Origin of the sequence: Planococcus ruber (assembly GCF_022819085.1) — a bacterium.
Classification (GTDB): domain Bacteria; phylum Bacillota; class Bacilli; order Bacillales_A; family Planococcaceae; genus Planococcus; species Planococcus ruber.
The window spans coordinates 277,920-300,156 of record NZ_JALHAG010000011.1 but is presented as its reverse complement, the minus strand read 5'-3'; the positions used below and the strand labels follow the sequence as shown (position 1 = coordinate 300,156).

The 22,237-nt window shown below is 47.1% G+C and carries 26 protein-coding genes and 1 other annotated feature; of the genes, 16 read left to right on the top strand and 10 right to left on the bottom strand.

Annotated features, from left to right (window positions below; translation table 11 throughout):
* Window positions 1-27 precede the first annotated feature (27 nt).
* Entirely contained in the window at window positions 28-1,353 is a 1,326-nt protein-coding gene (locus MTR82_RS14245; protein ID WP_246809567.1) for a cytochrome P450, read from the bottom strand.
* Window positions 1,354-1,471: 118 nt separating this feature from the next.
* Here MTR82_RS14245 and MTR82_RS14240 point away from each other — a divergent pair, with 118 nt between their 5' ends.
* The 4 genes from MTR82_RS14240 (at window position 1,472) to MTR82_RS14225 (ending at window position 3,943) form a co-directional block, all read left to right on the top strand.
* The gene (locus MTR82_RS14240; RefSeq protein ID WP_246809566.1) at window positions 1,472-2,398 is read left to right on the top strand and encodes a phosphotransferase family protein; all 927 of its coding nucleotides are present in this window, start codon (window positions 1,472-1,474) and stop codon (window positions 2,396-2,398) included.
* Window positions 2,399-2,492: 94 nt separating this feature from the next.
* Complete coding sequence (locus tag MTR82_RS14235) at window positions 2,493-3,026, top strand: TraR/DksA C4-type zinc finger protein (protein ID WP_052653713.1); 534 nt, start codon at window positions 2,493-2,495, stop codon at window positions 3,024-3,026.
* 102 nt (window positions 3,027-3,128) lie between these two features.
* Window positions 3,129-3,476 carry a nuclear transport factor 2 family protein gene (locus MTR82_RS14230; RefSeq protein WP_246809565.1) on the top strand — a complete coding sequence of 116 codons (348 nt, stop codon included), beginning with the start codon at window positions 3,129-3,131 and terminating at the stop codon, window positions 3,474-3,476.
* A 68-nt stretch (window positions 3,477-3,544) separates the two neighbouring features.
* Window positions 3,545-3,943: a thiol-disulfide oxidoreductase DCC family protein gene (locus MTR82_RS14225; protein WP_246809564.1), complete on the top strand. Its 399-nt coding sequence runs from the start codon at window positions 3,545-3,547 to the stop codon at window positions 3,941-3,943.
* Between the two features lie 325 nt (window positions 3,944-4,268).
* Here the strand turns inward: MTR82_RS14225 and MTR82_RS14220 are convergent, their stop codons facing one another.
* A complete protein-coding gene (locus MTR82_RS14220; RefSeq protein ID WP_246809563.1) occupies window positions 4,269-5,480 on the bottom strand; it encodes a DUF3238 domain-containing protein in 1,212 nt (403 codons plus the stop codon).
* A 176-nt stretch (window positions 5,481-5,656) separates the two neighbouring features.
* Here MTR82_RS14220 and MTR82_RS14215 point away from each other — a divergent pair, with 176 nt between their 5' ends.
* Window positions 5,657-6,508, top strand: coding sequence for a GAF domain-containing protein (locus MTR82_RS14215; RefSeq protein WP_246809562.1), 852 nt, complete (start codon window positions 5,657-5,659; stop codon window positions 6,506-6,508).
* A gap of 40 nt (window positions 6,509-6,548) precedes the next feature.
* Here MTR82_RS14215 and MTR82_RS14210 read toward each other — a convergent pair whose 3' ends face one another.
* Window positions 6,549-7,049, bottom strand: a complete 501-nt coding sequence (locus MTR82_RS14210; RefSeq protein ID WP_052653698.1) for a metallophosphoesterase family protein — start codon at window positions 7,047-7,049, stop codon at window positions 6,549-6,551.
* A 155-nt stretch (window positions 7,050-7,204) separates the two neighbouring features.
* Here MTR82_RS14210 and MTR82_RS14205 point away from each other — a divergent pair, with 155 nt between their 5' ends.
* The 4 genes from MTR82_RS14205 to MTR82_RS14190 all read left to right on the top strand — a co-directional run bounded on the left by MTR82_RS14205 (window position 7,205) and on the right by MTR82_RS14190 (window position 9,579).
* Entirely contained in the window at window positions 7,205-7,480 is a 276-nt protein-coding gene (locus tag MTR82_RS14205) for a hypothetical protein (RefSeq protein WP_246809561.1), read from the top strand.
* 124 nt (window positions 7,481-7,604) lie between these two features.
* Window positions 7,605-8,144 carry a dihydrofolate reductase family protein gene (locus MTR82_RS14200; protein WP_246809560.1) on the top strand — a complete coding sequence of 180 codons (540 nt, stop codon included), beginning with the start codon at window positions 7,605-7,607 and terminating at the stop codon, window positions 8,142-8,144.
* Between the two features lie 273 nt (window positions 8,145-8,417).
* Entirely contained in the window at window positions 8,418-9,041 is a 624-nt protein-coding gene (locus tag MTR82_RS14195) for a cell wall hydrolase (RefSeq protein WP_246809559.1), read from the top strand.
* A gap of 103 nt (window positions 9,042-9,144) precedes the next feature.
* A complete protein-coding gene (locus MTR82_RS14190; RefSeq protein ID WP_246809558.1) occupies window positions 9,145-9,579 on the top strand; it encodes a DUF2269 family protein in 435 nt (144 codons plus the stop codon).
* 47 nt (window positions 9,580-9,626) lie between these two features.
* Here MTR82_RS14190 and MTR82_RS14185 read toward each other — a convergent pair whose 3' ends face one another.
* The 3 genes from MTR82_RS14185 to MTR82_RS14175 are packed head-to-tail and all read right to left on the bottom strand — an operon-like array spanning window position 9,627 to window position 12,594.
* Window positions 9,627-10,436 carry a carbohydrate ABC transporter permease gene (locus tag MTR82_RS14185; protein WP_052653684.1) on the bottom strand — a complete coding sequence of 270 codons (810 nt, stop codon included), beginning with the start codon at window positions 10,434-10,436 and terminating at the stop codon, window positions 9,627-9,629.
* Between the two features lie 18 nt (window positions 10,437-10,454).
* A complete protein-coding gene (locus tag MTR82_RS14180) occupies window positions 10,455-11,330 on the bottom strand; it encodes a carbohydrate ABC transporter permease (RefSeq protein WP_246809557.1) in 876 nt (291 codons plus the stop codon).
* A 4-nt stretch (window positions 11,331-11,334) separates the two neighbouring features.
* Window positions 11,335-12,594: an ABC transporter substrate-binding protein gene (locus MTR82_RS14175; protein WP_246809556.1), complete on the bottom strand. Its 1,260-nt coding sequence runs from the start codon at window positions 12,592-12,594 to the stop codon at window positions 11,335-11,337.
* A 211-nt stretch (window positions 12,595-12,805) separates the two neighbouring features.
* Window positions 12,806-13,016, top strand: a binding site (T-box leader).
* Window positions 13,017-13,091: 75 nt separating this feature from the next.
* On the opposite strand from MTR82_RS14175, the gene trpE reads away from it, so the two are divergent.
* Window positions 13,092-14,432, top strand: a complete 1,341-nt coding sequence (gene trpE / locus MTR82_RS14170) for an anthranilate synthase component I (RefSeq protein ID WP_246809555.1) — start codon at window positions 13,092-13,094, stop codon at window positions 14,430-14,432.
* The gene (locus MTR82_RS14165; RefSeq protein WP_246809554.1) at window positions 14,429-15,019 is read left to right on the top strand and encodes an anthranilate synthase component II; all 591 of its coding nucleotides are present in this window, start codon (window positions 14,429-14,431) and stop codon (window positions 15,017-15,019) included. The genes trpE and MTR82_RS14165 overlap by 4 nt, the downstream gene beginning before the upstream one ends.
* 59 nt (window positions 15,020-15,078) lie before the next feature.
* Here the strand turns inward: MTR82_RS14165 and MTR82_RS14160 are convergent, their stop codons facing one another.
* Complete coding sequence (locus MTR82_RS14160) at window positions 15,079-15,933, bottom strand: dimethylarginine dimethylaminohydrolase family protein (RefSeq protein WP_246809553.1); 855 nt, start codon at window positions 15,931-15,933, stop codon at window positions 15,079-15,081.
* Between the two features lie 145 nt (window positions 15,934-16,078).
* On the opposite strand from MTR82_RS14160, the gene MTR82_RS14155 reads away from it, so the two are divergent.
* Window positions 16,079-16,495 (top strand): GNAT family N-acetyltransferase, encoded by a 417-nt coding sequence (locus tag MTR82_RS14155; protein ID WP_246809552.1) that lies wholly within the window; start codon window positions 16,079-16,081, stop codon window positions 16,493-16,495.
* A gap of 157 nt (window positions 16,496-16,652) precedes the next feature.
* Here MTR82_RS14155 and MTR82_RS14150 read toward each other — a convergent pair whose 3' ends face one another.
* Entirely contained in the window at window positions 16,653-17,030 is a 378-nt protein-coding gene (locus MTR82_RS14150; RefSeq protein ID WP_279577088.1) for a nucleotide excision repair endonuclease, read from the bottom strand.
* A gap of 82 nt (window positions 17,031-17,112) precedes the next feature.
* Window positions 17,113-17,760, bottom strand: a complete 648-nt coding sequence (locus tag MTR82_RS14145) for an SDR family oxidoreductase (RefSeq protein ID WP_246809551.1) — start codon at window positions 17,758-17,760, stop codon at window positions 17,113-17,115.
* A 128-nt stretch (window positions 17,761-17,888) separates the two neighbouring features.
* On the opposite strand from MTR82_RS14145, the gene MTR82_RS14140 reads away from it, so the two are divergent.
* On the top strand, window positions 17,889-18,167 hold the full coding sequence (locus tag MTR82_RS14140; protein ID WP_052653657.1) for a DUF6509 family protein: 279 nt from the start codon (window positions 17,889-17,891) through the stop codon (window positions 18,165-18,167).
* Window positions 18,168-18,205: 38 nt separating this feature from the next.
* On the opposite strand, the gene MTR82_RS14135 is transcribed toward MTR82_RS14140, so the two are convergent.
* A complete protein-coding gene (locus tag MTR82_RS14135; protein WP_246809550.1) occupies window positions 18,206-18,934 on the bottom strand; it encodes a SurA N-terminal domain-containing protein in 729 nt (242 codons plus the stop codon).
* Window positions 18,935-19,077: 143 nt separating this feature from the next.
* Here MTR82_RS14135 and MTR82_RS14130 point away from each other — a divergent pair, with 143 nt between their 5' ends.
* The 3 genes from MTR82_RS14130 (at window position 19,078) to MTR82_RS14120 (ending at window position 22,198) form a co-directional block, all read left to right on the top strand.
* Window positions 19,078-19,959 carry a DMT family transporter gene (locus MTR82_RS14130; protein WP_246809549.1) on the top strand — a complete coding sequence of 294 codons (882 nt, stop codon included), beginning with the start codon at window positions 19,078-19,080 and terminating at the stop codon, window positions 19,957-19,959.
* Window positions 19,960-20,050: 91 nt separating this feature from the next.
* Window positions 20,051-21,160 (top strand): histidinol-phosphate transaminase, encoded by a 1,110-nt coding sequence (gene hisC, locus MTR82_RS14125; protein WP_246809548.1) that lies wholly within the window; start codon window positions 20,051-20,053, stop codon window positions 21,158-21,160.
* 129 nt (window positions 21,161-21,289) lie between these two features.
* Window positions 21,290-22,198 (top strand): NAD(P)/FAD-dependent oxidoreductase, encoded by a 909-nt coding sequence (locus MTR82_RS14120; protein WP_246809547.1) that lies wholly within the window; start codon window positions 21,290-21,292, stop codon window positions 22,196-22,198.
* Window positions 22,199-22,237 lie beyond the last annotated feature (39 nt).

Here is a 22,237-nt window from a genome sequence, read left to right as displayed (position 1 = left end):
TCATAGTAAAAGACTTTCCAGGCTCTGTCAATGGCTATAGGAAGCGCGGACAATGCTTTGCCCATGTTCGCGGTAGAGAATATTGTGCGGATTCTCTTTCAGCTTTTGGACGTTGCTGATAATGAAACCGCTCTTCGGCATGCTTGGCATGCGCGTCATGTCATAGGATAAATCCTGCGGCGGCACGGTGTAGCTGATGTTCTCCGTGAAGTATTTAAAGAATGCCTGCATCACCATAACCGTCATCCATTCGCCGGCACAGCGATGCCCCACGTAGTGGTCGCCCCCGCCTTGCTGAACGAACGAAAACGGGCTGCCTTTCCAATTTTCAAAGCGCTCCGGAATGAATTCGTCCGGTCTGTCCCAGCTGTCGGGATAGCGGTTCGTCCCGAAAATGTCCAAGACGACCATCATATTTTTTTTGAAGTGATAGCCATGCCACACAAAATCCTTTTTCACTTTGGCTGCCATCGCTGGCGTGAAAGGGTAGTAGCGGCGGACTTCCTGTGCAAACATATGGCTGTAATTGTTCTCATCCTTCTGCAATTTCATTTTCGTCTCCGGATATTCATGAATCGCAAGCGCCCCGAAGGCAATAAGGAACGAAGTCGCAAGCATGGGTCGGTAGGAATTATTTAAGTCGACGGCAGCGGTATGGAGATCCAGGAACTTGCCGTCAGTTCCCCGGTGGTTCGCGACGATATAGGCGGCAGTATACGGCGGCGGGTTGTAGACGCCGGAACGGATGTCCCGGATGATGCCTTCAAGCCATGCTTCCTGGCTTTGCCGGGCAGCTGCCGCTCGTTTAAACCGCGCAATGGAGCCGTTGAATGAGTCGACCATCGCGACCAATTCTTCGGTGCGCTGCTTGACCTCGCTTTCTTTTAAAGGGAGGCCGGCCCAGTGGCAAATAGCGCGCGTCAAGATTTCCTGGACTTCCTCCATCAACCCCACCGTATCCATCGTTTCCCACTGGCTCGCTTTGGCGTCGAGTTCTTCGATGGCCATTCGTTTAATATCTTCCAAACGCTCAGGCGTCATCATTGAAAGAAACATGCGCTTCAAGTGATGATGCTCTTCGCCGTCTCGGCCGTGGATGCCGCCTTCGCCAAGCAAAGTTTTCTTTAACGGTTTCGGCATCGCGCCTTTTCGTTTAAAGTATTGATTATCATAGAAAAGGGAAGCGGCTTCCTCACCGGAAATGCACACCGCTTTTTGGCCCATCAGGCGGGTTTCAAAAATATCGGATCCAAGTTCTTGGCGCCGGCTCGACATAAAATTAAATCCTTCATTGATTAGCGATAAGGTGCTATCTAATTCCTTTGCACGGGGAATTGGCGTTTTTACTTTCATCGGTTTCAGCTCCTCAATATTTTTGCTTTATCTGCAATCAGGCTATAGCTTAAAATATACCCTTTGCCATTTTGGATAAACGCTGAATGGGCGTTGCATAAAAAGGAGGCAGACGATCATGGATCAACCATACGAAGTGACATCCGACATACAGGCCTGGCTTCAAAAGTCGCTGGGCGCTAAAAGCGAAATAAAAGAGCTTATCCCGTTGAAAGGCGGGACTTCCTCCCATCTTTTCGAATTTACCGCTGTACGCGATGGCCGGTTTGAACCGTTTGTTTTGCGCTTATTTACGTTAGAAGAATGGCTTGCAATGGAGCCGGATCTCGCAAAGCATGAAGCGGCTAGTTTACGGGAAGCCGGAAAGACCGGGCTAACCGTCCCGGAGATCGTGGCTTTTGATGAAACGGGCGAACTTTGCGGAGTGCCGGCCGTACTGATGACCAAAATCAGCGGAGAAGTTGTGTTGCAGCCGGACGATGAAAAGCACTGGCTGAAAGAAATGGCAGCTGCTCTGTCGAAAATCCACCGCCACAAAGCGGAAGGTTTCGGATGGGAGTATTTCGCTTATAACAATGCTTTGAAGATGGAGCGGCCGGTCTGGTCGAGTTGCCCGGACGAATGGATGCGGGCATTCCGTATTGTCGCCGGCATTCGGCCGCATGCAGAATTTTGTTTGATTCACCGGGATTACCATCCTACGAATGTTTTATGGGAAGGTGCCCAGATCAGCGGGATTGTGGATTGGGTCAATGCTTGCCGAGGGCCAGCCGGAATTGACGTCGGACATTGCCGCCTTAATCTCGCATTGCTGTACGGAATTCCTGCAGCGGACGGATTTTTAGCCGCTTACGAGCAGGCAGCAGGAGAAAAGTTTACCTATCATCCTTATTGGGATTTATCGGCGTTGGTGGACTTTGCAGAAGGTACGCCAACAGTTTATCCCGGATGGACTGCCTTTGGAGTAGCCGGTTTGACAGATGAGTTGATGCGGCACCGGTTCGATGGATATCTTCTGAATCTGCTAAAGCGATTTGATAGATAAAATAGCGGAGTTCGGGTTTCGGCAATGCTTGCAGGTTTGATTTCTCCTAAAACGGAAATATACAAACCAAGCAAGCTTTTGAGGAGGAACCGAGATGACAGATCAACAATTACAGGGATTAAAAGAACAATTGATCGAACAAAAGAGTTCTCTAGAAGACCGTGTTGAACATACAGAAGAATTTGATACGACGGAGCTGTCGAATTACGATAATCACCCGGCAGACAATGCGACCGACTTGTTCGACCAGGAACGGGGCATGGCGCTCAACCAATTCAAAGAAGATGAATTGGACGATGTCAACGCGGCATTAGCGGCCATGGAAGAAGGCACTTATGGAAAATGCACCGTTTGCGGAAAGGATATTCCGTATGAACGGCTAGAGGCATTGCCAACCGCTTTGACCTGCATCGACCATGCTGACCAAAATCCGGATTTGACGACTCGTCCGCCGGAAGAAGATGTGCTCCAAGGCGCTACTGGCCAGCCGGTCGAGAAAGAAGACGGACGCCTGCGCGACTATACGGATTCCTTTGAAGATGTAGAAGACTATGGCTCTTCCGATGGCCCGCAGGATCAGCCTGGAAAAGACGAAGATATGAAAGAATTTTACGAAGACGAAAAATAAGAATCGGCCTCTGCTACTGGCAGAGGCTTTTTTGCGGAGAAATGGTTGACGCTCTTTCGTTTATTTCCTACAGTAGTAAGAAATACAGGAGGGGGAAACGAAATGAAAGGGTTGGAACAGGAGATTTATGAGCTGGAGTGCAGCCACATCCATCCGGAAGTGCGCATTTCCAAACAAAAACTGGGCGAAGTGCTCGATGATGAATTTTACGAAATCGGCAGTTCGGGGCGGATTTGGAGAAGGGCGGATTACGATGAAGATCATGCGCTCACGCCTGACGAGATGGAGATTTCCGATTTTCTTCTGCATCCACTTGGCGAAGAAGCGGTATTGACCACTTACCAGATTTGGAATAAAACAAGCGGCAAAAAATCGCTGCGCAGTTCGGTATGGAAAAAGCGGACATCTGGCTGGAAGCTCTTCTTCCACCAAGGCACGCCTTCCAAGTGAGCCGTGTTTGAGCAGCAGGAAAAGAGGTTATTTAAGGAGTAACACGTTTTTGCAAAGGAGAGATTTAGATGGATCATGCCGTAGTGTTATTTGACGGGGATTGTAATTTCTGTGACTCAAGTGTTCAATTCATCATACAGCACGACCCGGCCGGCTATTACCAGTTTGCGTCCCTGCAAAGCGACGTCGGAATGGAAATGCGCCAAAAATACGGTGTGCCGGACGATGTCGACAGCTTAGTGCTGATCAAAGATGGACAGGCCTATGTTAAATCGGAAGGGGCCTTAATGATTTCCCGCCATTTAACCGGTTTGTGGAAATTGGCTTATTATTTAAAACCGTTTCCTCGCGCTGTGCGTGACGGCGCTTACGATGTATTTGCGAAAAACCGCTATAAAGTTTTCGGAAAGCTCAACAGCTGTATGCTTCCGCCGCCGCATATCCGCAACCGCTTTTTGGACAAATAAAACAAGCTGGATGCCATGTGCATCCAGCTTTTTATTTTGTGTGAGGCGGCTAACCGGCCGCTTCCGCGGCAACAGCCTCCTCGCGGTCCGTCTAAAACATATATTGCTCCTGCATCACTTCGTGCTTCGTCGCAAAGAGATGGACTGCACTTCGTTTAGACCATCTCTTAGCTGCCGAAGCTAACCGGCTCTTTCCGCTTTTCTTTGTCCAGTTCCGTCGCCTAGCCGCTCGAGGTCGCTTCAGCCTTATCCGCAATGGCAAAGAGCGCCATTGCCGCTAAGGCTTCCAGCGCTTGTCGCGGCTACATAGGCGACTGCACTTTTCTCACTCAAAATTCGATATTCTCCAATACTGGCTGGCGATGGATCTGGACATCCAGGCGAGGCCTTTGCTTTCGGCTTCGTGGATTTGGAACCAGTCGTTCATTTTGTCATTTTTCAAGTAGACTTCGTGGTTGGGCGCTTGGTCGTGCAGGCCGACGATGTCGTATTGGCCATTGCGGTAAAACGTTGCCGATACGTCATAGTCGATATTCGGCGACGTCGTCAACGGATTGCCGACGCTATGCGTTAAGGAGATGTTGACATTCCGGTCGTCTTCTTTCACTTTCTCCACCTGTACGTCTTTTGAAGAAGCGACGTCAGCTTTCCGGAATTTTTTCCGCCAGTCGTAGGCAATGCTGACACCGACGTCTTTCTTGAATTCAATGCGGGAGTCTTCGTCCCTCAGCTCGAGTGTGAAATTCACTTGGGTCCGGTAATCTTTTGCCTCTGCATCAAATCCGCGGCCGTCCCCGCCAAAATAGCGGTTGGGTGACAGCATGTTCGGGTTCTGCAGAAGATCATCGGGCAGGAACGTCGTGTAGCGGAAATCCCATATGCGGTTTTGGTCGGAAACATCCGTTTTTGGTGGATCTCCTAAAAGCTGATCAATTGATGCAAGCTTTTTGGTAACCCAAAATTCCTCCATCGCTGCTTTATCTTGAGAAGATTTGATGTTAAAAAAACCGAAGATGTTGGCCAGGAATGATTTCTCTTCGCTGAAATCGGTTTCGGATCTTTCAAGCGGACGTTTGGCGCGAATCCAATACGTGTAAGCTTGATCTTTCTCGATATCCCGATCTGTGTATTGTCTTTTCTTGGTCGTATCCATCAATTCGCCATCACGGTATACCTCGTATTCTTCTACGCCCTCGATGCCTCCCCAGGCAAGTGCAATTTTTGAAGGGGTGATGATGGTGGTAAAAGCTCTTTGCTGGAGGAGATTGACGATGTCTTCCGAATGATTTTCCGTACTGGTCTGCATTTTGATTCGCTCAGATGTATGGCCCGAATGGTCGAGTCGGTCAATCGTATACGTATACACTTCGCCCGGCTCTAAGTTTTCATCTGTAAAGCTATAACCTGTTCCTTCATAAATGACGGTTGCGTCCCTTTTGACTTTGCAGGCATCGCCTGTGTCGGTCCATTCAAAATAGATGCTTGTATCGGTTTGCTTCAATAGGTCAATTTCCAACTGCGTAGTTGCCTGATTCATTCGTCTGCCTCCTTCAAATGGGTTTGTTAGGCTATACCCGAATCTCGAACTTCCTGAACATTCCAGTGAGGGCAAAAGCCGCCAACCCATTCATTTGCAAAGCCATTGAACAAATAGTATGTTAAAGAAACAGTGTGCAGTGAGCTGCACGAGAAAAAGTACAAGAAGGGGGAAGAATGACTTTGAACGAAACGCAAGCACCCAGAAGCTTCAAAAGTTTTGAGGAGGCAGCAGACCATATCTTGGCGTTATTGAGCACGCAATTGAATATCAATACGTTATTCATTGCCAAAAACGACGGGCAAAGAAACGAAATCGTCCGGGCAGTCAATGCGAAAGAAACATTGGTCGAAGAAGGCCATTCGTCTCCCCTGAATCAAACTTTCTGCAGTTTAAGCATCAACTATGGAAAAGATGCACTAATTATTGAAGACATTTCTACCGACCCCCTTTCCAATAAACTCGAAATTGCTTCGCGTTTCGGAAACGGTTCATTTGTAGGGATTCCGATTTATTATGAAAATGGGGAAGTGTACGGCACCATCTGCGGCCTTGACACAGAGTCCTTCGAATTCACTGAAGAAAATCAGCGGCTATTCGAAATGATGTCATCGCTCCTGACGTATGTGCTTGAACTGGAAAAAGCGAATGAGCAGATTCAGTTTCTTTCATCTCCTCTTGTTCCGGTTACGAAAGGCGTAGCGATTTTGCCGATTATCGGTGATATTACAGCTAAACGTGCTCAGTTTATCCTGAATGATGTATTGGTTAAAAGCAGCGACCAAAATCTGGATTACTTGGTGATTGATGTTTCCGGAGTTTCGCAAATCAATTCAGTCGTCGGAGAATACTTGCTCAAGCTTGTCAGCATGCTGAAACTGATTGGCATTGCTCCTGTGTTGACAGGCGTCCAACCATATATGGCGCTAAAAGTTCCGCATTTTGCTGAGAGCTTGAAAGGCATCCTGATTGAAGCAAATCTTGAAACGGCTCTGAAGCAGCTTGGATTTGTCCTTATAAAAGAATGAAAAACAAACGGACCCGCGCAGTAAGCGCAGGTCCGTTTTCTTATTCTTCCTTATCAAAAAATACGTGTTTGAGTTCCCAAGTGTCGCCAATTTCAAGGAGGCCAAAAGAATATTGGGATTCGCGCCGTTTGTCCGTGGGAGAACCGGGGTTGAAGAGTGTAATGCCTTCAACTTCGCGTCTGATGGGTGTATGGGAATGGCCGAAAACAATGATATCGACATGTTCCCCTTCAAAAGCGTCAAACGCCCGCTGCTCGGTCGTTTTTCGAATGCCGTCTCCGTGCACGACTCCGATTTTTAAATCGCCGAACGTGAGGATTTTCTTCTTGCCAAAGCGGTCCAGGATTTCCCAGGGATCGACATTCCCGGTAACACCATCTGTTTCGGCATAGGCAGCCAATTCATAATAGACGTCCAGCGTTTGCCAATCGCCTGCATGGATGATGAAATCTGCCGTCTGGCATTCAGCAACCAACTTCTGCGGCAATTTTTTTGAGCGGTTTGGAATATGCGTATCGGAAACAATGACAATCTTTTGCACGTGCATCCCTCCGTCATTTCAAGATACTTAAACTGTATCAGAGAAATGGGGAGCCGTCTAAGCTAATCCTATTTGTCACTAAACTGAAATGATTAATTTTTTCAGGAAAAGGGAACATAGTTTTATAAGCAAATACGGTTTTTGGAGGAATAGCAATGGATAATAAAACATTTATCTACACAGGAATGGCGGTAGCCAGCGGAATTCTGTTGCTCACCGCCTACAACAAAAACAAGAAAAAGAAAATTTGGGTTTTTGAAGACAACGATATGCGGAACAGTTTGGAAATCGACCGTGAAGAAAGCGTAAATGCTCCTTATGATGAGGCGGAAATCGGGCTGACGAAACTGGATTCGGCTTTGCGGTCGGAATGGCAGGCAAACGGTTTCCCGCAAACACATAAAGGAATGGAAGAACTCGAAAATTCTTGATGGGAACGCGGCGCTGGGATGAAAAGACTCGGCGCTATTTTTTATGTTTCCTTAACTTCCGGACAGATAGCCACGTGATATAGTAAATGCAATCAGCAAGTGATAAAAAGGAAGAGGTGGAAAAATGGAAGAGCAGCGAAAGCTTGTCTGTTATATAGCGGCCAGTCTGGATGGCTATATAGCGACGGAAGATGATTCATTGGATTGGCTTTTCAAAGTCGAAATGGATGGGGACGCGGGCTATGCTGAATTCATGGAAACGATCGATACGGTCGTAATGGGAAGGCGCACTTACGAGTGGGTGATGGAAATGGAAAAAGGAAAGTTTCCATATGAAGACAAAGAATGCTATGTATTTTCAAGCAGACCGAATGAAAATAGCGAGCATGCTATTTTCACAAACGAAGACATCCCGAGTTTCGTCAAACGGCTCCGAAAACGCCAAGGAAAGAATATTTGGGTAGTCGGAGGCAGCTTGCTGCTCCAAGCTTTTCTGCACGAAGATTTGATGGATGAATTCATCATTTCAATCGCACCCACTTTAATTGGCAGAGGCATCCCGCTTTTCCAGGAGCTTGAGAATGAAATTGAATACGAACTGAAATCCGTTGAACAGTCCGGCCAATTTGCACAGCTGCATCTGGTTCGGAAACCGGTTACTTAAAAGGGCTTGCGAAAGTCCTTTTTTATTGCAGAATTCTTGAACGAGCAGCTTGGCCGGCATGTGAATCCTTTTTCCTTCCAAGCCGTGAGCAGAACTTCATAGGCTTTCACTGAAAAAACTTGCTTTATTCAAAAAATAGGATGTGGACATGACTATTGAACTTTTCTTTTCAATAAAGAAAGTAGGTCTGATGGATATTATCCACTTTCCTCGCCCCCTATACTAAAAGGAAGGAACGCATACGATCGTTCCGGAATAGAAGGGAGAGAAAGCATGAAAATCATTAAAACATTTACGTTTGTATTGTTTACTGTATTCTTTCTAAGTTTTTCTCAAACAGAAGCAGAAGCTCATTCTGGAGATCTTCACCTGGGCTCTACGGGGCAGCAAGTCACTGAATTGCAGACCTTATTGAAGAAACTCGATTATTTCCATGTAGATCCGACAGGCTATTACGGCCCGATAACCGAAAAAGCAGTGGCTCGTTTCCAGCGCGATTTCAACATTCCTTCAACGGGCTATACAGGTCCTTTGACGCAAAACAAAATCGATCAAGTGAAAATGATGGCGCGTACAGTGCATGGAGAAGCGCGCGGTGAAAGCTACAAAGGACAGGTAGCCGTCGCAGCCGTTATTTTAAACCGCATCGATTCCGCCCATTTTCCAAACAGTACATATAATGTCATTTTCCAGCGCAACGCTTTTACGGCTGTAAATGATGGCCAGTATTGGCTGAACCCGAACCGTTCCGCTTACCAGGCGGTAAGAGATGCCATGCAAGGCGCTGATCCGACAGGCGGGGCGACATATTACTATAACCCTGCTGGTGTAACGGACACCTGGATTTTCACCCGCGACGTCGTCACGAAAATCGGCAAACACTATTTTGCCAATTAACGAAATGGAAAAGGAGAGGTGCAGATGATCTGCAGCCCCTCCTTTTTTCATGTTTCCCCTGTATAATAAAGCAAGAATGATAAAAAGGGCGTTGAAATGATTTATGGTCTACACATTGATTTTATTCGCGCATATCATGAGCGCTATTTTGTCCATCGGCCCGTTCTTTGTCCTGATTCCTTTGCTGAAGCGAATGGAAGGCGTGGCGGAAAACGTGCTGGACGCACAAATTCAAACGTTCAAGTCGGCTATTCGGCTTGTGAAGCACGCAGGGCATGTGCTGGTGGCTTCAGGTGTGCTCATGATTTGGCTGGGCTACTGGCCGTGGTCCACTTCGTGGATCATTATGACTTTAGCTATCATGTTCGCTTCTGTATTCTTTCTGGCGCGGGCATTCAAGCCGACGTTGAAAAAGTTTGAGTCGCGGGATCATGACCGCAGCCATTTGATCAAAAAATTGAACCGGTCTGTCTGGATCTACATTCTTCTCTTGCTTGTGATGCTTTGGCTGATGGTCGCAAAACCGCAGCTTTGGTAATAAAAAAGGAGTTGCCCCGAAATAGGGCAACTCCTTTTTTGATTCGCTTAGCCTTTTACTGCACCGGCGGTCATGCCAGCGACGAAATAGCGCTGCAAGAAAACATAGGCGACGACCATCGGAGCCGAGGCAATGACGACGCCGGTGAACAGCATTGGATAGTTCGTGGCATATTGCCCCCTAAATTCCAATAAAGCAAGCGGCAAAGTCTTATAAGCGTTGTCCGTGATGAACAGCAACGGATAGAGCAAGTCGTTCCAATGCATCACGAACAGGAAAATAGCGGTTGCCGAGAGAGAAGGCAAAGATAAGGGAATGGCGACTTTCGTGAACATTTTCCAGTTGCCGGCCCCGTCGATTGTCGATGCTTCAAACAATTCTTTCGGCAAGGTTTTCATAAAGCCGGTCAAGATAAAGACCGCGATAGGCAATGTGGAAGAGATGTTGACCAAAATCAATCCAACTAAACTATTGGTGAGGCCGATATTCAGCACGAGCGAATAGAGCGGCACCATAATCACTTGGGCCGGCACCATCATGCCAAGCGTGAACAAGGCGAAAAGAATATTGCCAAGCCAATTGCTGAGCCGGGTGATGCCAAAAGCGATCATGGCAGCGAACAGCAAGGTGAACGAAACCGAGAACAGCGTGACCACAGTGCTGTTCATGAAATACCCGGCCATGGTCTGTTCTTGGAAAATGGCAACGTAATTATCGAATTTGATGCCGCCTTCCGGAAACCCGAGCGGATTTGCAAACGTTTCCTGAAGGGTCTTTACCGAAGTCAGCAGGACGATAATTAGCGGCACCAGGATCAGCAACGCATAAACGAATAGGGAAAACCTTTTAAAAAGCAACCCGTTCTCCTCCTTTCATCAATAGGAAACCCGGTCCGACCGCAATGCTTTGAATTGCAGGAACGTGATAAAAGCGATAATGATCATGAATATCACGGAAATCGAACTTGCGTAGCCGAATTGATAGCTTCTAAAAGCGACTTCGTAAATATAAGTGGCGATGATTTCAGTCGAGTTATTCGGCCCGCCGCCAGTCATGGCAAAGACAAGGTCGAATGCTTTAAACGATTGGATGGTCGTATAAGCGACAACGATCGTAGCGGAAGGGGCAAGGAGCGGCCACGTGACGCTCCGGAAAGTTTGCCATTTGCTTGCGCCTTCGATTTTTGCCACTTCATACATTTCCTGCGGGATGGCTTGCAGTCCGGCGACAAAAACGATGAGCATTTGGCCGGCATGAAACCAGATCTGAGTGATGGCCAATGAATAAATCGCGATATTGGCATTGCCCAGCCAGTTTTGTGCAAGGAAGTCGAGTCCCGCTAATTCGAGAAGCTGATTTAAAATCCCAAGTGACGGATCATAGATGAACGACCAGATGAACGCCACGGAAACGGATGAAAGAATCGTCGGGAAAAAATACAAAGCTCTAAGAAAAACGGTGGTTTTGGTGTTTTTCAGGACAATCATCGCAAAAGCGAGTGCCACAATCGTCTGCAAAATGACGACAACTAACATAAACTTCAAGTTATTGCCGACGGTTTTCCAGAAAATCGAATCTCCGGTAAGCGCTCTTTCAAAGTTATGGAATCCGACAAATTGAAACGCTTCACTGAAGCCGTCCCAATCCGTGAACGAATAGAAAAGGGCACTGGCCGTCGGGTAAAGAAAGAAGATGCTGTAAAGAATCAATCCTGGAAGAAAGAATAAATAAATGGTTTTTGAAGTTTTCATGACATCATTCCCTGTTTTCGTCTACGATTTTCTGTGCAGCTTCTGCAGCTGCCATCGGATCTTCACCGCCGAGTACATTTTCAATCGAACTCAAGACCGCATCTTCAATTTGGGCGTTGGTGATCAAAAAGCGCGGCTGGAACCGTGTTTTCTTTTCATCGATCCAATAAGCCGTATTTTTCAAAGCTTCTGACTCATAATTCACGTCGGTCACCGTTAAATGCTGGCCCGTGCCGTTTGCATATTTTGAGGCAATTTCAGGCTCGCTAAGGAAGTCGATGAATTTTTTTGCCTGTTCTTGTTTTTCGGATTTGCTGTTTACTGCGAGCATAAACGTAGCAGTATTGATGCCTTCATAAACCGCTTCGCTTTCTTCTACCGTAATGGGTGCCAGTAAATCCAATTGAAGATCTGGATTCAACCCTAAAATAGAAGCCATATGGTAAGAACCGCTCGCAATCATGGCAGCTTCTTCATTTGCCACCATTGCCATGGCGGAATCCGCATTTGTTCCTAACGCATTTTTTTGGATATAGCCTTTTTGTTCAAGCAATTGGAAGTCTTCCAACGTCTTGACCCACCATTCATTTGTCAAAGACTCTTCTCCGCTTTGCAATTTTGCGAAGACATCTTCATCCAGTGCGTTGTTCATCATCATGCTGTTCATAAATTGGTTTGGTCCGATATCTGCACCTGGAAAAGCGATGGGAGTAATCCCGTTTTCAAGAAGCGTATCGGCCATCTCTTGGAATTCAGTCCAACTCTTTGGTACCTCTAATCCTAATTCTTCAAACATTCCTTTGTTGTAGACCGGGATGTTGAATACGAGCTGATAGGGAAGCGCCAATTGCTTGCCGTCTTTCTGCCCGACGGAAATTAAATTTTCATCGAACTTCGAAACAAACTCTTCATCTGTCAAATCTGCGAAAATACCCGCTTTTTGAAGAGATTCAAATTGCGCGCCCGGGAAAGAAGTGAAGACGTCTCCCGTAGAGCCTTCTTGCAGCATGCGCTGCGCGGTCGCTTGGTATTGATCGGAAGGATAAATGTTCATTTCAACAGCGATGTCGGGGTTAGCATCTTCAAACTCAGCGATGATCTCATCGAATACAGCTTTGTCTTCATTGCGCCAATGCATAAAGCTGATGGTCGTTTTGTCTCCGGAATCTTCTCCGCTGCTTCCTCCGCTTTCGCCTGCACAGCCAGTCAGGACCAGTAGCAAGACCAGCATACTTGCCCATAAAGAAAAAGATGTTCTCTTCATTTGTATAGCCTCCCTTTTTATAGGTTATCGTGCTTATTAATAGTTATACCGTACTCTTATTGATTAATACAGAATTATCCGATAGAAAGAACGGTGGATGGTTGACATTGAAGAAAGAATTGCATACGATAGGAACAACCTTTTTGTACGGAAAATGGCAGAAGGTGCCGGGAGCGGCATCGCCTTAGTACAGTTGAGCTGAGAATAGCAGAGCAAATCGATGAATAAGAAGAGTAGCGCGTGATCTCCACTCAAAGAGAGCCAGTGGCAGGTGTAAACTGGTGTGGAACAGGTGTGAATGGACTTATGAGTGATTCCTTGAAATCGGAGTAAAGGGATCCGTCGCCCCGCGTTATAGGGGATCAAGTGAAAGCTGGATCAGCTTTAACATGAGGTGGCACCGCGGTTGAACCGTCCTCTGCAGGGAGTTTATTTCCTGCAGGGGTTTTTTTATGGTTTAAACGCACTGTCTTTTAACTTAGAGGAGATGAGCAGAGATGAAAACCAAGAAAATGGACGCCGATTCGCTGACGCCGATCATGGTGTTCAACCGGCTGAAAGGGCCAAGAAAATGCCTGCTTGAAAGTTCTTTGAAAACGAGCCTTACGGGCCGCTATTCGTTTATCGGGGCAGACCCTTCCAAAACGTTTATCGGACATGGAGAACAATTGATAGAGCGGGATTTCAGAACAGGGAAAACCATTCACCGAGCCGGGAAGCCGCTGGAATTATTAAAAGAACTTTTGCCTGTCCGCAAAGCGGAATTGGAAGGCATCCCATTTACCGGCGGAGCGCTCGGCTATATTGGCTACGATGCCATACAAGCTTATGAACCAATAGAAGCAGCCAAGGAAAACAGTTTGGAGATGCCGGATATCCATCTGCATTTATATGAAACCATTATCGTCTTTGACCACGTGAAAAATGATGTCACCATTATTTCGTTTGAAAACAAAATCGAAGAAGTGGAACAGCAATTGCTCGCGCCAAAAACCGAAGAGGCAAGAGACACCCAAGCGCCCTTAGCTTTCGCCTCAAAAACGGACGCGGCTGCATTCCGCGCGCAAGTGGCGAAAGCGAAAGAACATATCCGCCGCGGCGATGTTTTTCAATTGGTCTTATCGCAGAGGTTATCGGCTGCGTATGAAGGCAGCGCCTTCGACTTGTACCGCAAATTGCGGAAGCAAAATCCGTCGCCGTACCAATTCTATATCGACTTTGAGGATTACGGGGTAGTAGGAGCTTCTCCTGAAAGTCTGCTGACCATTCGCGGCGGCCAGATGGTGACCAATCCGATCGCCGGCACAAGGAGGCGCGGCCGGACAGAAGAGGAAGATCAGCTGCTCGCTGAAGAACTGGCAAACGACGAAAAAGAGCGCGCAGAGCATCAGATGCTCGTCGACCTTAGCCGCAACGATGTCGGCCGGGTCGCAGCCATCGGTTCAGTGAAGATTCCAAAATACATGGCGATTGAAAAATACCAGCACGTGATGCACCTCGTTTCAGAAGTGACCGGCAACTCGAACGAAGCGATGCACCCGCTGGATGCCCTGGTGTCTTGCCTGCCTGCTGGGACGGTTTCCGGAGCTCCGAAAGTGCGTGCCATGCAATTGATCCAGCAGTACGAAGAAGAGCGCCGGGGCGTTTACGGAGGGGCTATCGGCTATATCGGTTTTAATGGCAATTTGGATGTAGCGCTTGCCATCCGGACGTTTGTCGTCAAAGACCGGTTCGTCCATGTACAGGCAGGGGCCGGCATCGTCTATGATTCGGATCCGCAAGCCGAGTATGAAGAGACGCTTCATAAAGCACGTTCGCTTACGGAGGTGTTCGGATGATTTTATTGATCGATCATTATGATTCCTTCACGTACAATATTTATCAGGCGGCAGCAGAGCTGGGAAAAGAAATCCAAGTGGTCCGCTACGGTGTGCTGACGGTGGATGAAATCGTCGCGCTTCAGCCGGAAGCCATCATTTTATCTCCTGGTCCGGGGCATCCGGAAGAGTTGCCGGAATCGCTTCAGTTGATTGAAGCGGTCCATGCATCCATTCCACTGCTTGGAATTTGCCTGGGCCATCAATTGATCGGCACAGCGTTTGGCGGAAAAGTCGTTCAAGCACCGGAAATCCGGCATGGAAAAGTTTCGATGGTCACTCACCGGCAGCAAGGCGCTTTTGCCGGGCTCCCGACACCGCTGCCGGTTATGCGCTATCATTCACTTGCCATTGAAGAGAGTTCGCTGCCGGATTGTTTTGACGTTCAGGCCATTGCCGAAGATGACGGCACGATCATGGCGGTGAAGCACCGGGATTATCCGGTATATGGTTTTCAGTTTCATCCGGAATCCATCGGGACGCCGGAAGGAAAGCAATTGCTAGAAGGATTTTTGGTGGCTGCAAAAAAACAGGCAGCCCTGAAATAAAAAAGGAAATCCCCGGTTTTGGCCGGGGATTTCCTTTTTGGATGGAAGGGTTCGCAAGTTTATTTTCTCGTGATGGGCATCGTGCAGCAGCGGAACGCGCCGCCGGATTTGATGATTTCCGAAAAGTCGATTTCGATCACTTCAAAGCCATGAGCTTTTAGCTGTCGATTGACGTCTTTATTTTGAGGCTGGCTGAATACGCGTCTGTTGCCGATGGATAGCACATTTGTCCCGAGAGCAAATTGTTCCTTGGCATTGACGGAAAGAAGCGTGTAGCGTTTTGCCAGCATTTCAACCGTTTCCGGGTCCAATGCTTCCTCGAAGATCAGGGCTTCGGTTGGCGAAAGGATGTTGAACACACAGTCCAAGTGCAAGTATTTGTCATTGAACGAAATCGGAATGACGTTGAAGTTTGGAAGCTTCTCTTGCAGTTCGCGGACTGCATTTTTTGACGTGCGGCTGCTGATGCCGATGTAGAGGGTGTCGCCGTCGATAATGACATCGCCTCCTTCTACCCGGTTGCTGCCAAGCGTTGTCGAACGGATCTGCTCAGTCTCAAGCCAGTCTTGCAGGACACATTCTTCTCCTTGGCGGATGGAAGAAGCCATTTCCCCGATAAATACAGTATCGCCTACCGTGAACCCGATATCGCGGGTGAAGACTTGTTCCGGATATTCCTTGGAAGGGTCAAGCAATGCTGTTTCCACGCCTTGCTCCTTTAAGGCTTTGACGAATTGCCGGTGCTGCTCCATCGCAATCGCTGCATCAATATTTTCTTCTTGATATCGCTTTTGGACATCGTTGATGACTTCTTTTATTTCCATGTAATTAGGCGGGCAAAGCAAGACGTAGCGCAGCGGATCGTATTCGCTTCGGCACCAGACTGATGGAATTTCTTTTGCATATGATGACATAAAAGTTCCTCCAAAAAACGTAGTTAGTAATTCACTATTCCCTGGATCAAATGAGGTTGAAACCTGGAGAAAAGGTGCAAGAAGGAAAGGCAGATGGGATAATGAGGAAGAAAATGCATAAAAATAAATGCGAGGGAGATGCGACATGAGGATTGTTCAGCAGAAAATAAAAGAAGACCGCGAATTTATTCGGCAGAAAGTCATTGAACACAACATGGCGAGTGTGCCGGATGAAGTCAAATCGCCAATAGACGAAGTGAGCTTTATCGCGCGCAGCGATAACGGAGAGATCATCGGCGGAATTACCGGAACCGGCTTTTGGCAGCATATGCATATCGATTTTTTATGGGTCGACGAAAGTGTGCGCGGACAGCGGATAGCAGAACAATTAATGAAGCAAATGGAGGAATATGCACGCCAGGCAGGCTGCCGGTTAATGGTGGTGGATACGTTCAGTTTTCAAGCTCCGGGCTTTTATAAAAAACAAGGTTTTACCCAATTTGGCGTACTCGAGGATCATCCGGCGGGGCACAGCCACCATTATTTTGAAAAGCGGCTGTAAGGTGGAGAGGGCGGCAACGTGCAAATGTATGTAAATCTTCCCTGCCGCATATAAATTCACTGAAGCGGTGTTAAAAATTATTTTAATTAATTTTGTGTAAATAGATGCAAGCAGAAAAAAGCCCGGCGGGATGAATTCATCCTGCCGGGCTTTCCCGTCAGTCTTTGTAAAAGACTTTATCCACATTGTATTTTGCTTGAAGCGCATTAATCAAATACGTTTCGTAAATTTCGCGCTCCATTGGATCTTCCACGATGGAAACCGTGATGCGGTAAACTTCCTCGCGGTGGTTTTTCAAAGGTGATACATTGTCTTCAAAATGCTTTTTTACACGCTGGCGAAGTTTGCGGGCTTTGCCGACAAACAGCAATTCGCCGCTGTGGTTGAAGAACTGGATGATGCCGCCTTTATCGCGCGGGATTTCATGCAAATCGATAAAACCATAAAGCGGTTTTATGATAGCTTCATCTCCTGTAATTTCCTGTTTGCGCTGTGTAATGGTCACATCCGCTTTGGGGGGTTGAATATTAATCATTATTATCACGTCCTCTAATTATCGTATGGTTTATCGTACCATAATTAGGCGCGGAAATCTATCCGCCCTTAAAGGCAGGAGATTATAAGGATTCTAATTCAGAAGCGATCGAATTGCCGCCTTGCAGCACTTCAAAGGTTTTGTGGTAAGTATTCGGGCGGTCCAGAACATTGACTAACACCCTCGCTACATCCGCTCGCGGAATCGAACGGCCTTCCATAGAAGTAAAGCCGGAAGTTGAAACTTCAATGTTTTCCGTTTTGTCTTCATCCGACAAAGCACCCGGACGCACGATGGTATAATCCAAACTTGTCGATTTTAATATTTCATCCGCTGCTCTTTTGGCAACGAGGTAAGGCTTCATTTCTTCGCCGCCTGCATCTGGATCGTTCGTTCCCATGGAGCTGAGCTGCACAAAGCGTTTTACCCCGTTTTCTTCGGCGTATTGAGCCGCTTTCGCAGAACCCCATAAATCGATGGTCAAAGTTTTATCCGGGCCGGTCGAACCGCCGGATCCTGCTGCAAAAATAACTGCGTCCACGTCGCTGAAAGCCTCACTGAAATCTTTTTCTAAATCAGCGAGCACGACTTTCTGTGCACCCAATTCTTTCAAATGGTCTACTTGTTCTTCTTTGCGAACCATGGCTACAGCTTCGTGCTCTGACGCTGAAAGTTCCTTTACGATATTTCGTCCAACTTGTCCATTTGCACCAATTACTAATACTTTCATCTACTATTCCACTCCTTTATTTGTTTCGGTTGTACCTGTATTCCCGTTGCTATTCGATTTAAACAGATGGATGAAAGGCTATCCAAATGCCTGTATAAAGGCTAGAATAAAAGAACGGAGGTGTTAACATGGAAATTACAAACTACAGCATTTCTCAAATAAAAGATCCGACAGGCATTATCGAGGGAGAGCGCTACGAATTCTTGCTTGATGTGGAAGTCGATGAAGATGATGAATTGTACACAGAAGGCGGCTTGGAGCTTCGCGTCATTCTCGCGGTAGAAGGGGAAGAAACACGCATTGCCTTTTACAATTTTATAGACAAATTGAGCCGGAATGTATTGGAATTCGCTCTTGAAGAAGACGAAGAAGCGGAAGTTCTGGCTTATTGCCAAGGAAAACTGTAAAAACAAAACCCTCCAGTTCAGAACTGGAGGGTTTTGTTTTAGATTTTCACGTCAATTTCAGCTTTTGCTTTTAACTCTTCAATCCGGTCATAGACCGCTTGCTGTGTGTTCTGCTGTTCGAGCGACTGGCGGATGGTCGGCTCCATTTCTTCGTAGGCCGGAGCTTCTTGTTCCGAAGAGGAAGCGAAGCCGTCGTATGCTTCTTTCACTTCTTCATCCGTCACTTCCGCTGCTTTTACTTCTTCCGCTACGTATTGTTCATAGACGATCTGATCGCGCAGCTGGCTTTCCATGTCCTCGAGGGTAAAACCGGTTCTTTCCAAAGCTTTGTTCATTGCCTCTTCGTCTTCGAATTGGCCTTTCAATGATTCGAGGCGTTCTTCAACTGCGGCGTCTTCCGCTTTATAGCCTTTTTCTTCCGCATCCTGCAAGATCAGTTTATTGCCGACGATAACAGTGATCGCCTGCTCTTTCACCAATTCTGCATTTTCCGGATCTGACGCTTTTTTGCCGTCGGCCGCCAGTGTCGTCTCCAATTGGCGCGCGACGCTATTATAGACATTTCCTAAGATTTCTTCTTCGTTAACGACAACCACTACATCTTCTTCAGCGGGAAGATCCAGTTCGGTCTGCTGTTCTTCAGTCGCCTCTTCGGCAGATTTTGCAGCATCTTCTTCTTTTGGCTGTGCGTCTTCATTATCTGAGCATGCTCCCAATGTTAACAATAAAAGAAATGGGGCTAATGCAAATTTCATTTTTTTAATCATTTGAAAATCTCCTCTATGTTTGTCTCGTTACAGTAAAACACATTTGCACGCTGGACACAAATAGTACCCTTGCCTCGTGCCAATAATGCCATTATTCTGTACAATAGAACGATAAAGGCAAACTGGCTACTGGAGGCTGCATGATGGGAAAATACGCAAATCGGGCAACCGGCCTGCTGGTTCTATTGGTATTTATCTGGGGAATCAGTTGGTCCATTTATAAGGCAGCGCTCGATTATACGCCGCCGATCCTTTTTGCCGGCGCCCGGTCACTGATTGGCGGATTGTTATTGGCGCTGGTCTTGCTGCCGGTCTGGAAACGCATTAAGTGGCGGGAAAACTGGACATCCTATGCCATCTCCGCTTTGTTGAATGCCGTTCTATTTTATGGCTTGCAGACAGCAGGCCTTAACTACCTGCCGGGTGGATTGTTTTCAGTCCTTGTTTATTTCCAGCCGGTGCTGATCGGCATTTTTGCCTGGATTTGGTTGGGGGAGAAAATGACCGCTTTCAAAATAACGGGCCTACTGCTGGGATTCCTCGGCATCTTGGTCATCAGTGCGGACAGTTTTTCCGGAACTTTGTCCGTAACCGGCATTATCCTCGGCCTGTTTGCAGCGCTTAGCTGGGCACTGGGTGTTATTTATGTAAAAAAAGTCAGTTCGCAGGTGGATTCAATGTGGATGGTCGCTCTGCAATTCATCATTGGCGGCACCGTTTTGGTCGTTGCCGGAAGCTTTATAGAAAATTGGGCGGATATTACTTGGAATACTACCTATCTCTTCGGACTCGGCTTTGGTTCGACATTCGGCATCCCGATTGCTTTTGTTATCTATTTCCACTTGATGAATAACGGAGAAGCAAGCAAAGTCGCAGCATTCACTTTTTTAGTGCCTTTGATTGCGGTGCTGACAGGCACAGTCTTTTTGCATGAAGCCGTAACCGCTACCTTGGCAATTGGTTTGATATTGATCGTTTTGAGTATTTACCTCGTCAATCATCGAACCAAATATCAACGGATATGAAGCAAGAGAGCTGCATTGATTTGCCGAGCGCCAGTGGTATAATTATAGCTATATACAAATAAACATACATAAAAATGTTGGAGGAATCGATATGACAAACCCCGTTACAATTAAAGCGCGCAAAACTTTAGAGACGATTCAACCTTACTCTCCAGGAAAACCGATTTGGGAAGTCCAGAAAGAGTTGGGATTGGATCGTGTGATCAAATTGGCTTCAAACGAAAATCCGCTTGGACCGTCTCCGAAAGCTGTAGAAGCCATCCAAACGGGGTTGGCTGAATTGAACCGCTATCCGGATGCGGATGCAACCGCTTTGAAGGGGGCCATTGCAGCCCGCTACGAGGTGGCTCCGTCGCAAGTCATCACTACGAATGGCGCAGATGAATTGATCACGTTGATTTCGGAAGCGTTTCTTGAACAAGGGGATGAAATTATCGTGCCATCGCCTTCCTTCAGCGAATACGATTTCGGCGCACATATTATGGGAGCAGCTGTTGTGCCGGTGCCATTTGCTGCCGGTTTCGAATACGATGTGGATGCATTGATCGCTGCTGTAACTGAAAAAACGAAAATCATCTATATTTGTTCGCCGAATAACCCGACAGGAACGTATATGCAAAAAGCGGACATCGAAAAACTGCTGAATGCCGTTAAAGACGTGCTCGTTGTCATCGATGCAGCTTACAGCCACTTTGCGGAAGCTGCAGATTACACAGACGGCATCGAGTATATCAATGCAGGCTATCCAGTGGTTGCCCTGCAGACATTCTCTAAAATCTACGGCATTGCCGGGGTACGGGTCGGCTTCGGAATTGCACCGGAAGCGATTGTGCAATCCATCCTAAAAGTGAAAGAGCCGTTTAACGTCAACACACTGGCCCAAATCGCAGCTACGGCAGCGATTTCAGACAAAGCACATGTGGAAGCCTCCCAAACAGCCAATCAAGCAGGGCGCAAACAGCTTTACCAAGCGTTTGATGAATTAGGATTGGCATATACGCCAAGTATGGCGAACTTTGTTTTGGTGAATGTAGGTCCTAACGGAGAAACGCTCTACAAGGAATTGATGGCCAATGGCGTCATTGTCCGATACGGAAAAACATGGGGCTTGCCGGAGTACATCCGTGTTTCAGTGGGAACAAAAGAAGAAAACGAATTCTTCATTGAAGTCTTGAGGGGCTTATTAGCTAAACAAATATAAATCTAGAAATCGCCGCTTCTGTTTTGGGAGCGGTTTTTATATGGTCCGGATAAAGCAGCCATCCTTTGTTTATCGGCTTAGCTAAGGGGGAAACTCTATGATTAAACTGACTTGCAAAGGATGGATGGCATGATATATGATTGCGCAATTATTGGAGGCGGACCTGCTGGGCTAAATGCAGCGTTGGTTCTTGGACGGTCTCGCAGAAATACCCTTTTATTCGATGATGACGACGGCCGGAATCTGGTTACCCGTGAATCGCACGGCTTTATTACACGCGACGGCATCTGCCCGGAAGAATTTAAGAAACTGGGTCGCCAAGACATTGCCAAATACGATTCGGTGAAATTGAAAAACAGCCGGATCAAAGAAATCAAGCGTGTGACGGAAACCCACTATGAATTGACGACGGAAGAAGGCGAGACTTTTCATAGCATCAAGATTATCCTGGCCACCGGATTGAAAGAACAGCTTCCGAATATTCCGGACATAGAGAAATTCTATGGCACGAGCCTCTTTAGCTGCCCGTATTGCGATGGCTGGGAATTGAAGGACCAGCCGCTCGCAGTCATTGCGGATAAGAGTGTTTTTGAATTGGCTAAAAAAGTCTATACGTGGAGCAAGGATTTGGTGGTTTTTACAAATGGAGAAGGGCGGCTTGACCTGGATGAAAAGGATAAGCTGATTGCCAAAGGCATCAAAGTAAGGGAAGAGATGATTGATGGCCTGGAAGGCGAAAATGGACAATTACGCAGCGTGAGGCTTGAAGACGGCACGCTCATTGACCGTACAGGAGGGTTTGTTACACCGCTTTGGACCCATGCCACAAATTTTGCCAAAGAACTAGGGTGCAAGCAAAATGAATATGGCGGCATTTTGACGGATGGCTATGGACGCACGAATGTTTGGAATGTCTATGCGGCAGGAGATGCATCGCTCATCGTGCCTTCCCAATTGGTGATTGCGGCAGGTGAAGGGAGCGCTGCAGCGATCGGGGTTAATGGCGATTTAACCAATGAATATTTCGACAGTGAATGAACTTGTAACGTTTCCCTATTCTCTCCAGTCTTGCTGCGT

Coding starts and splice junctions, on each gene's coding strand:
- MTR82_RS14120 (WP_246809547.1), top strand. CDS start 21,290: ATGATATATGATTGCGCAATTATTGGAGGCGGACCTGCTGGGCTAAAT.
- MTR82_RS14215 (WP_246809562.1), top strand. CDS start 5,657: ATGACTTTGAACGAAACGCAAGCACCCAGAAGCTTCAAAAGTTTTGAG.
- MTR82_RS14195 (WP_246809559.1), top strand. CDS start 8,418: ATGAAAATCATTAAAACATTTACGTTTGTATTGTTTACTGTATTCTTT.
- MTR82_RS14240 (WP_246809566.1), top strand. CDS start 1,472: ATGGATCAACCATACGAAGTGACATCCGACATACAGGCCTGGCTTCAA.
- MTR82_RS14225 (WP_246809564.1), top strand. CDS start 3,545: ATGGATCATGCCGTAGTGTTATTTGACGGGGATTGTAATTTCTGTGAC.
- MTR82_RS14155 (WP_246809552.1), top strand. CDS start 16,079: ATGAGGATTGTTCAGCAGAAAATAAAAGAAGACCGCGAATTTATTCGG.
- MTR82_RS14205 (WP_246809561.1), top strand. CDS start 7,205: ATGGATAATAAAACATTTATCTACACAGGAATGGCGGTAGCCAGCGGA.
- MTR82_RS14165 (WP_246809554.1), top strand. CDS start 14,429: ATGATTTTATTGATCGATCATTATGATTCCTTCACGTACAATATTTAT.
- MTR82_RS14235 (WP_052653713.1), top strand. CDS start 2,493: ATGACAGATCAACAATTACAGGGATTAAAAGAACAATTGATCGAACAA.
- MTR82_RS14190 (WP_246809558.1), top strand. CDS start 9,145: ATGGTCTACACATTGATTTTATTCGCGCATATCATGAGCGCTATTTTG.
- MTR82_RS14130 (WP_246809549.1), top strand. CDS start 19,078: ATGGGAAAATACGCAAATCGGGCAACCGGCCTGCTGGTTCTATTGGTA.
- trpE (WP_246809555.1), top strand. CDS start 13,092: ATGAAAACCAAGAAAATGGACGCCGATTCGCTGACGCCGATCATGGTG.
- MTR82_RS14180 (WP_246809557.1), bottom strand. CDS start 11,330: ATGAAAACTTCAAAAACCATTTATTTATTCTTTCTTCCAGGATTGATT.
- MTR82_RS14160 (WP_246809553.1), bottom strand. CDS start 15,933: ATGTCATCATATGCAAAAGAAATTCCATCAGTCTGGTGCCGAAGCGAA.
- MTR82_RS14245 (WP_246809567.1), bottom strand. CDS start 1,353: ATGAAAGTAAAAACGCCAATTCCCCGTGCAAAGGAATTAGATAGCACC.
- MTR82_RS14140 (WP_052653657.1), top strand. CDS start 17,889: ATGGAAATTACAAACTACAGCATTTCTCAAATAAAAGATCCGACAGGC.
- MTR82_RS14150 (WP_279577088.1), bottom strand. CDS start 17,030: ATGATTAATATTCAACCCCCCAAAGCGGATGTGACCATTACACAGCGC.
- MTR82_RS14200 (WP_246809560.1), top strand. CDS start 7,605: ATGGAAGAGCAGCGAAAGCTTGTCTGTTATATAGCGGCCAGTCTGGAT.
- MTR82_RS14135 (WP_246809550.1), bottom strand. CDS start 18,934: ATGATTAAAAAAATGAAATTTGCATTAGCCCCATTTCTTTTATTGTTA.
- MTR82_RS14220 (WP_246809563.1), bottom strand. CDS start 5,480: ATGAATCAGGCAACTACGCAGTTGGAAATTGACCTATTGAAGCAAACC.
- MTR82_RS14230 (WP_246809565.1), top strand. CDS start 3,129: ATGAAAGGGTTGGAACAGGAGATTTATGAGCTGGAGTGCAGCCACATC.
- MTR82_RS14145 (WP_246809551.1), bottom strand. CDS start 17,760: ATGAAAGTATTAGTAATTGGTGCAAATGGACAAGTTGGACGAAATATC.
- MTR82_RS14175 (WP_246809556.1), bottom strand. CDS start 12,594: ATGAAGAGAACATCTTTTTCTTTATGGGCAAGTATGCTGGTCTTGCTA.
- hisC (WP_246809548.1), top strand. CDS start 20,051: ATGACAAACCCCGTTACAATTAAAGCGCGCAAAACTTTAGAGACGATT.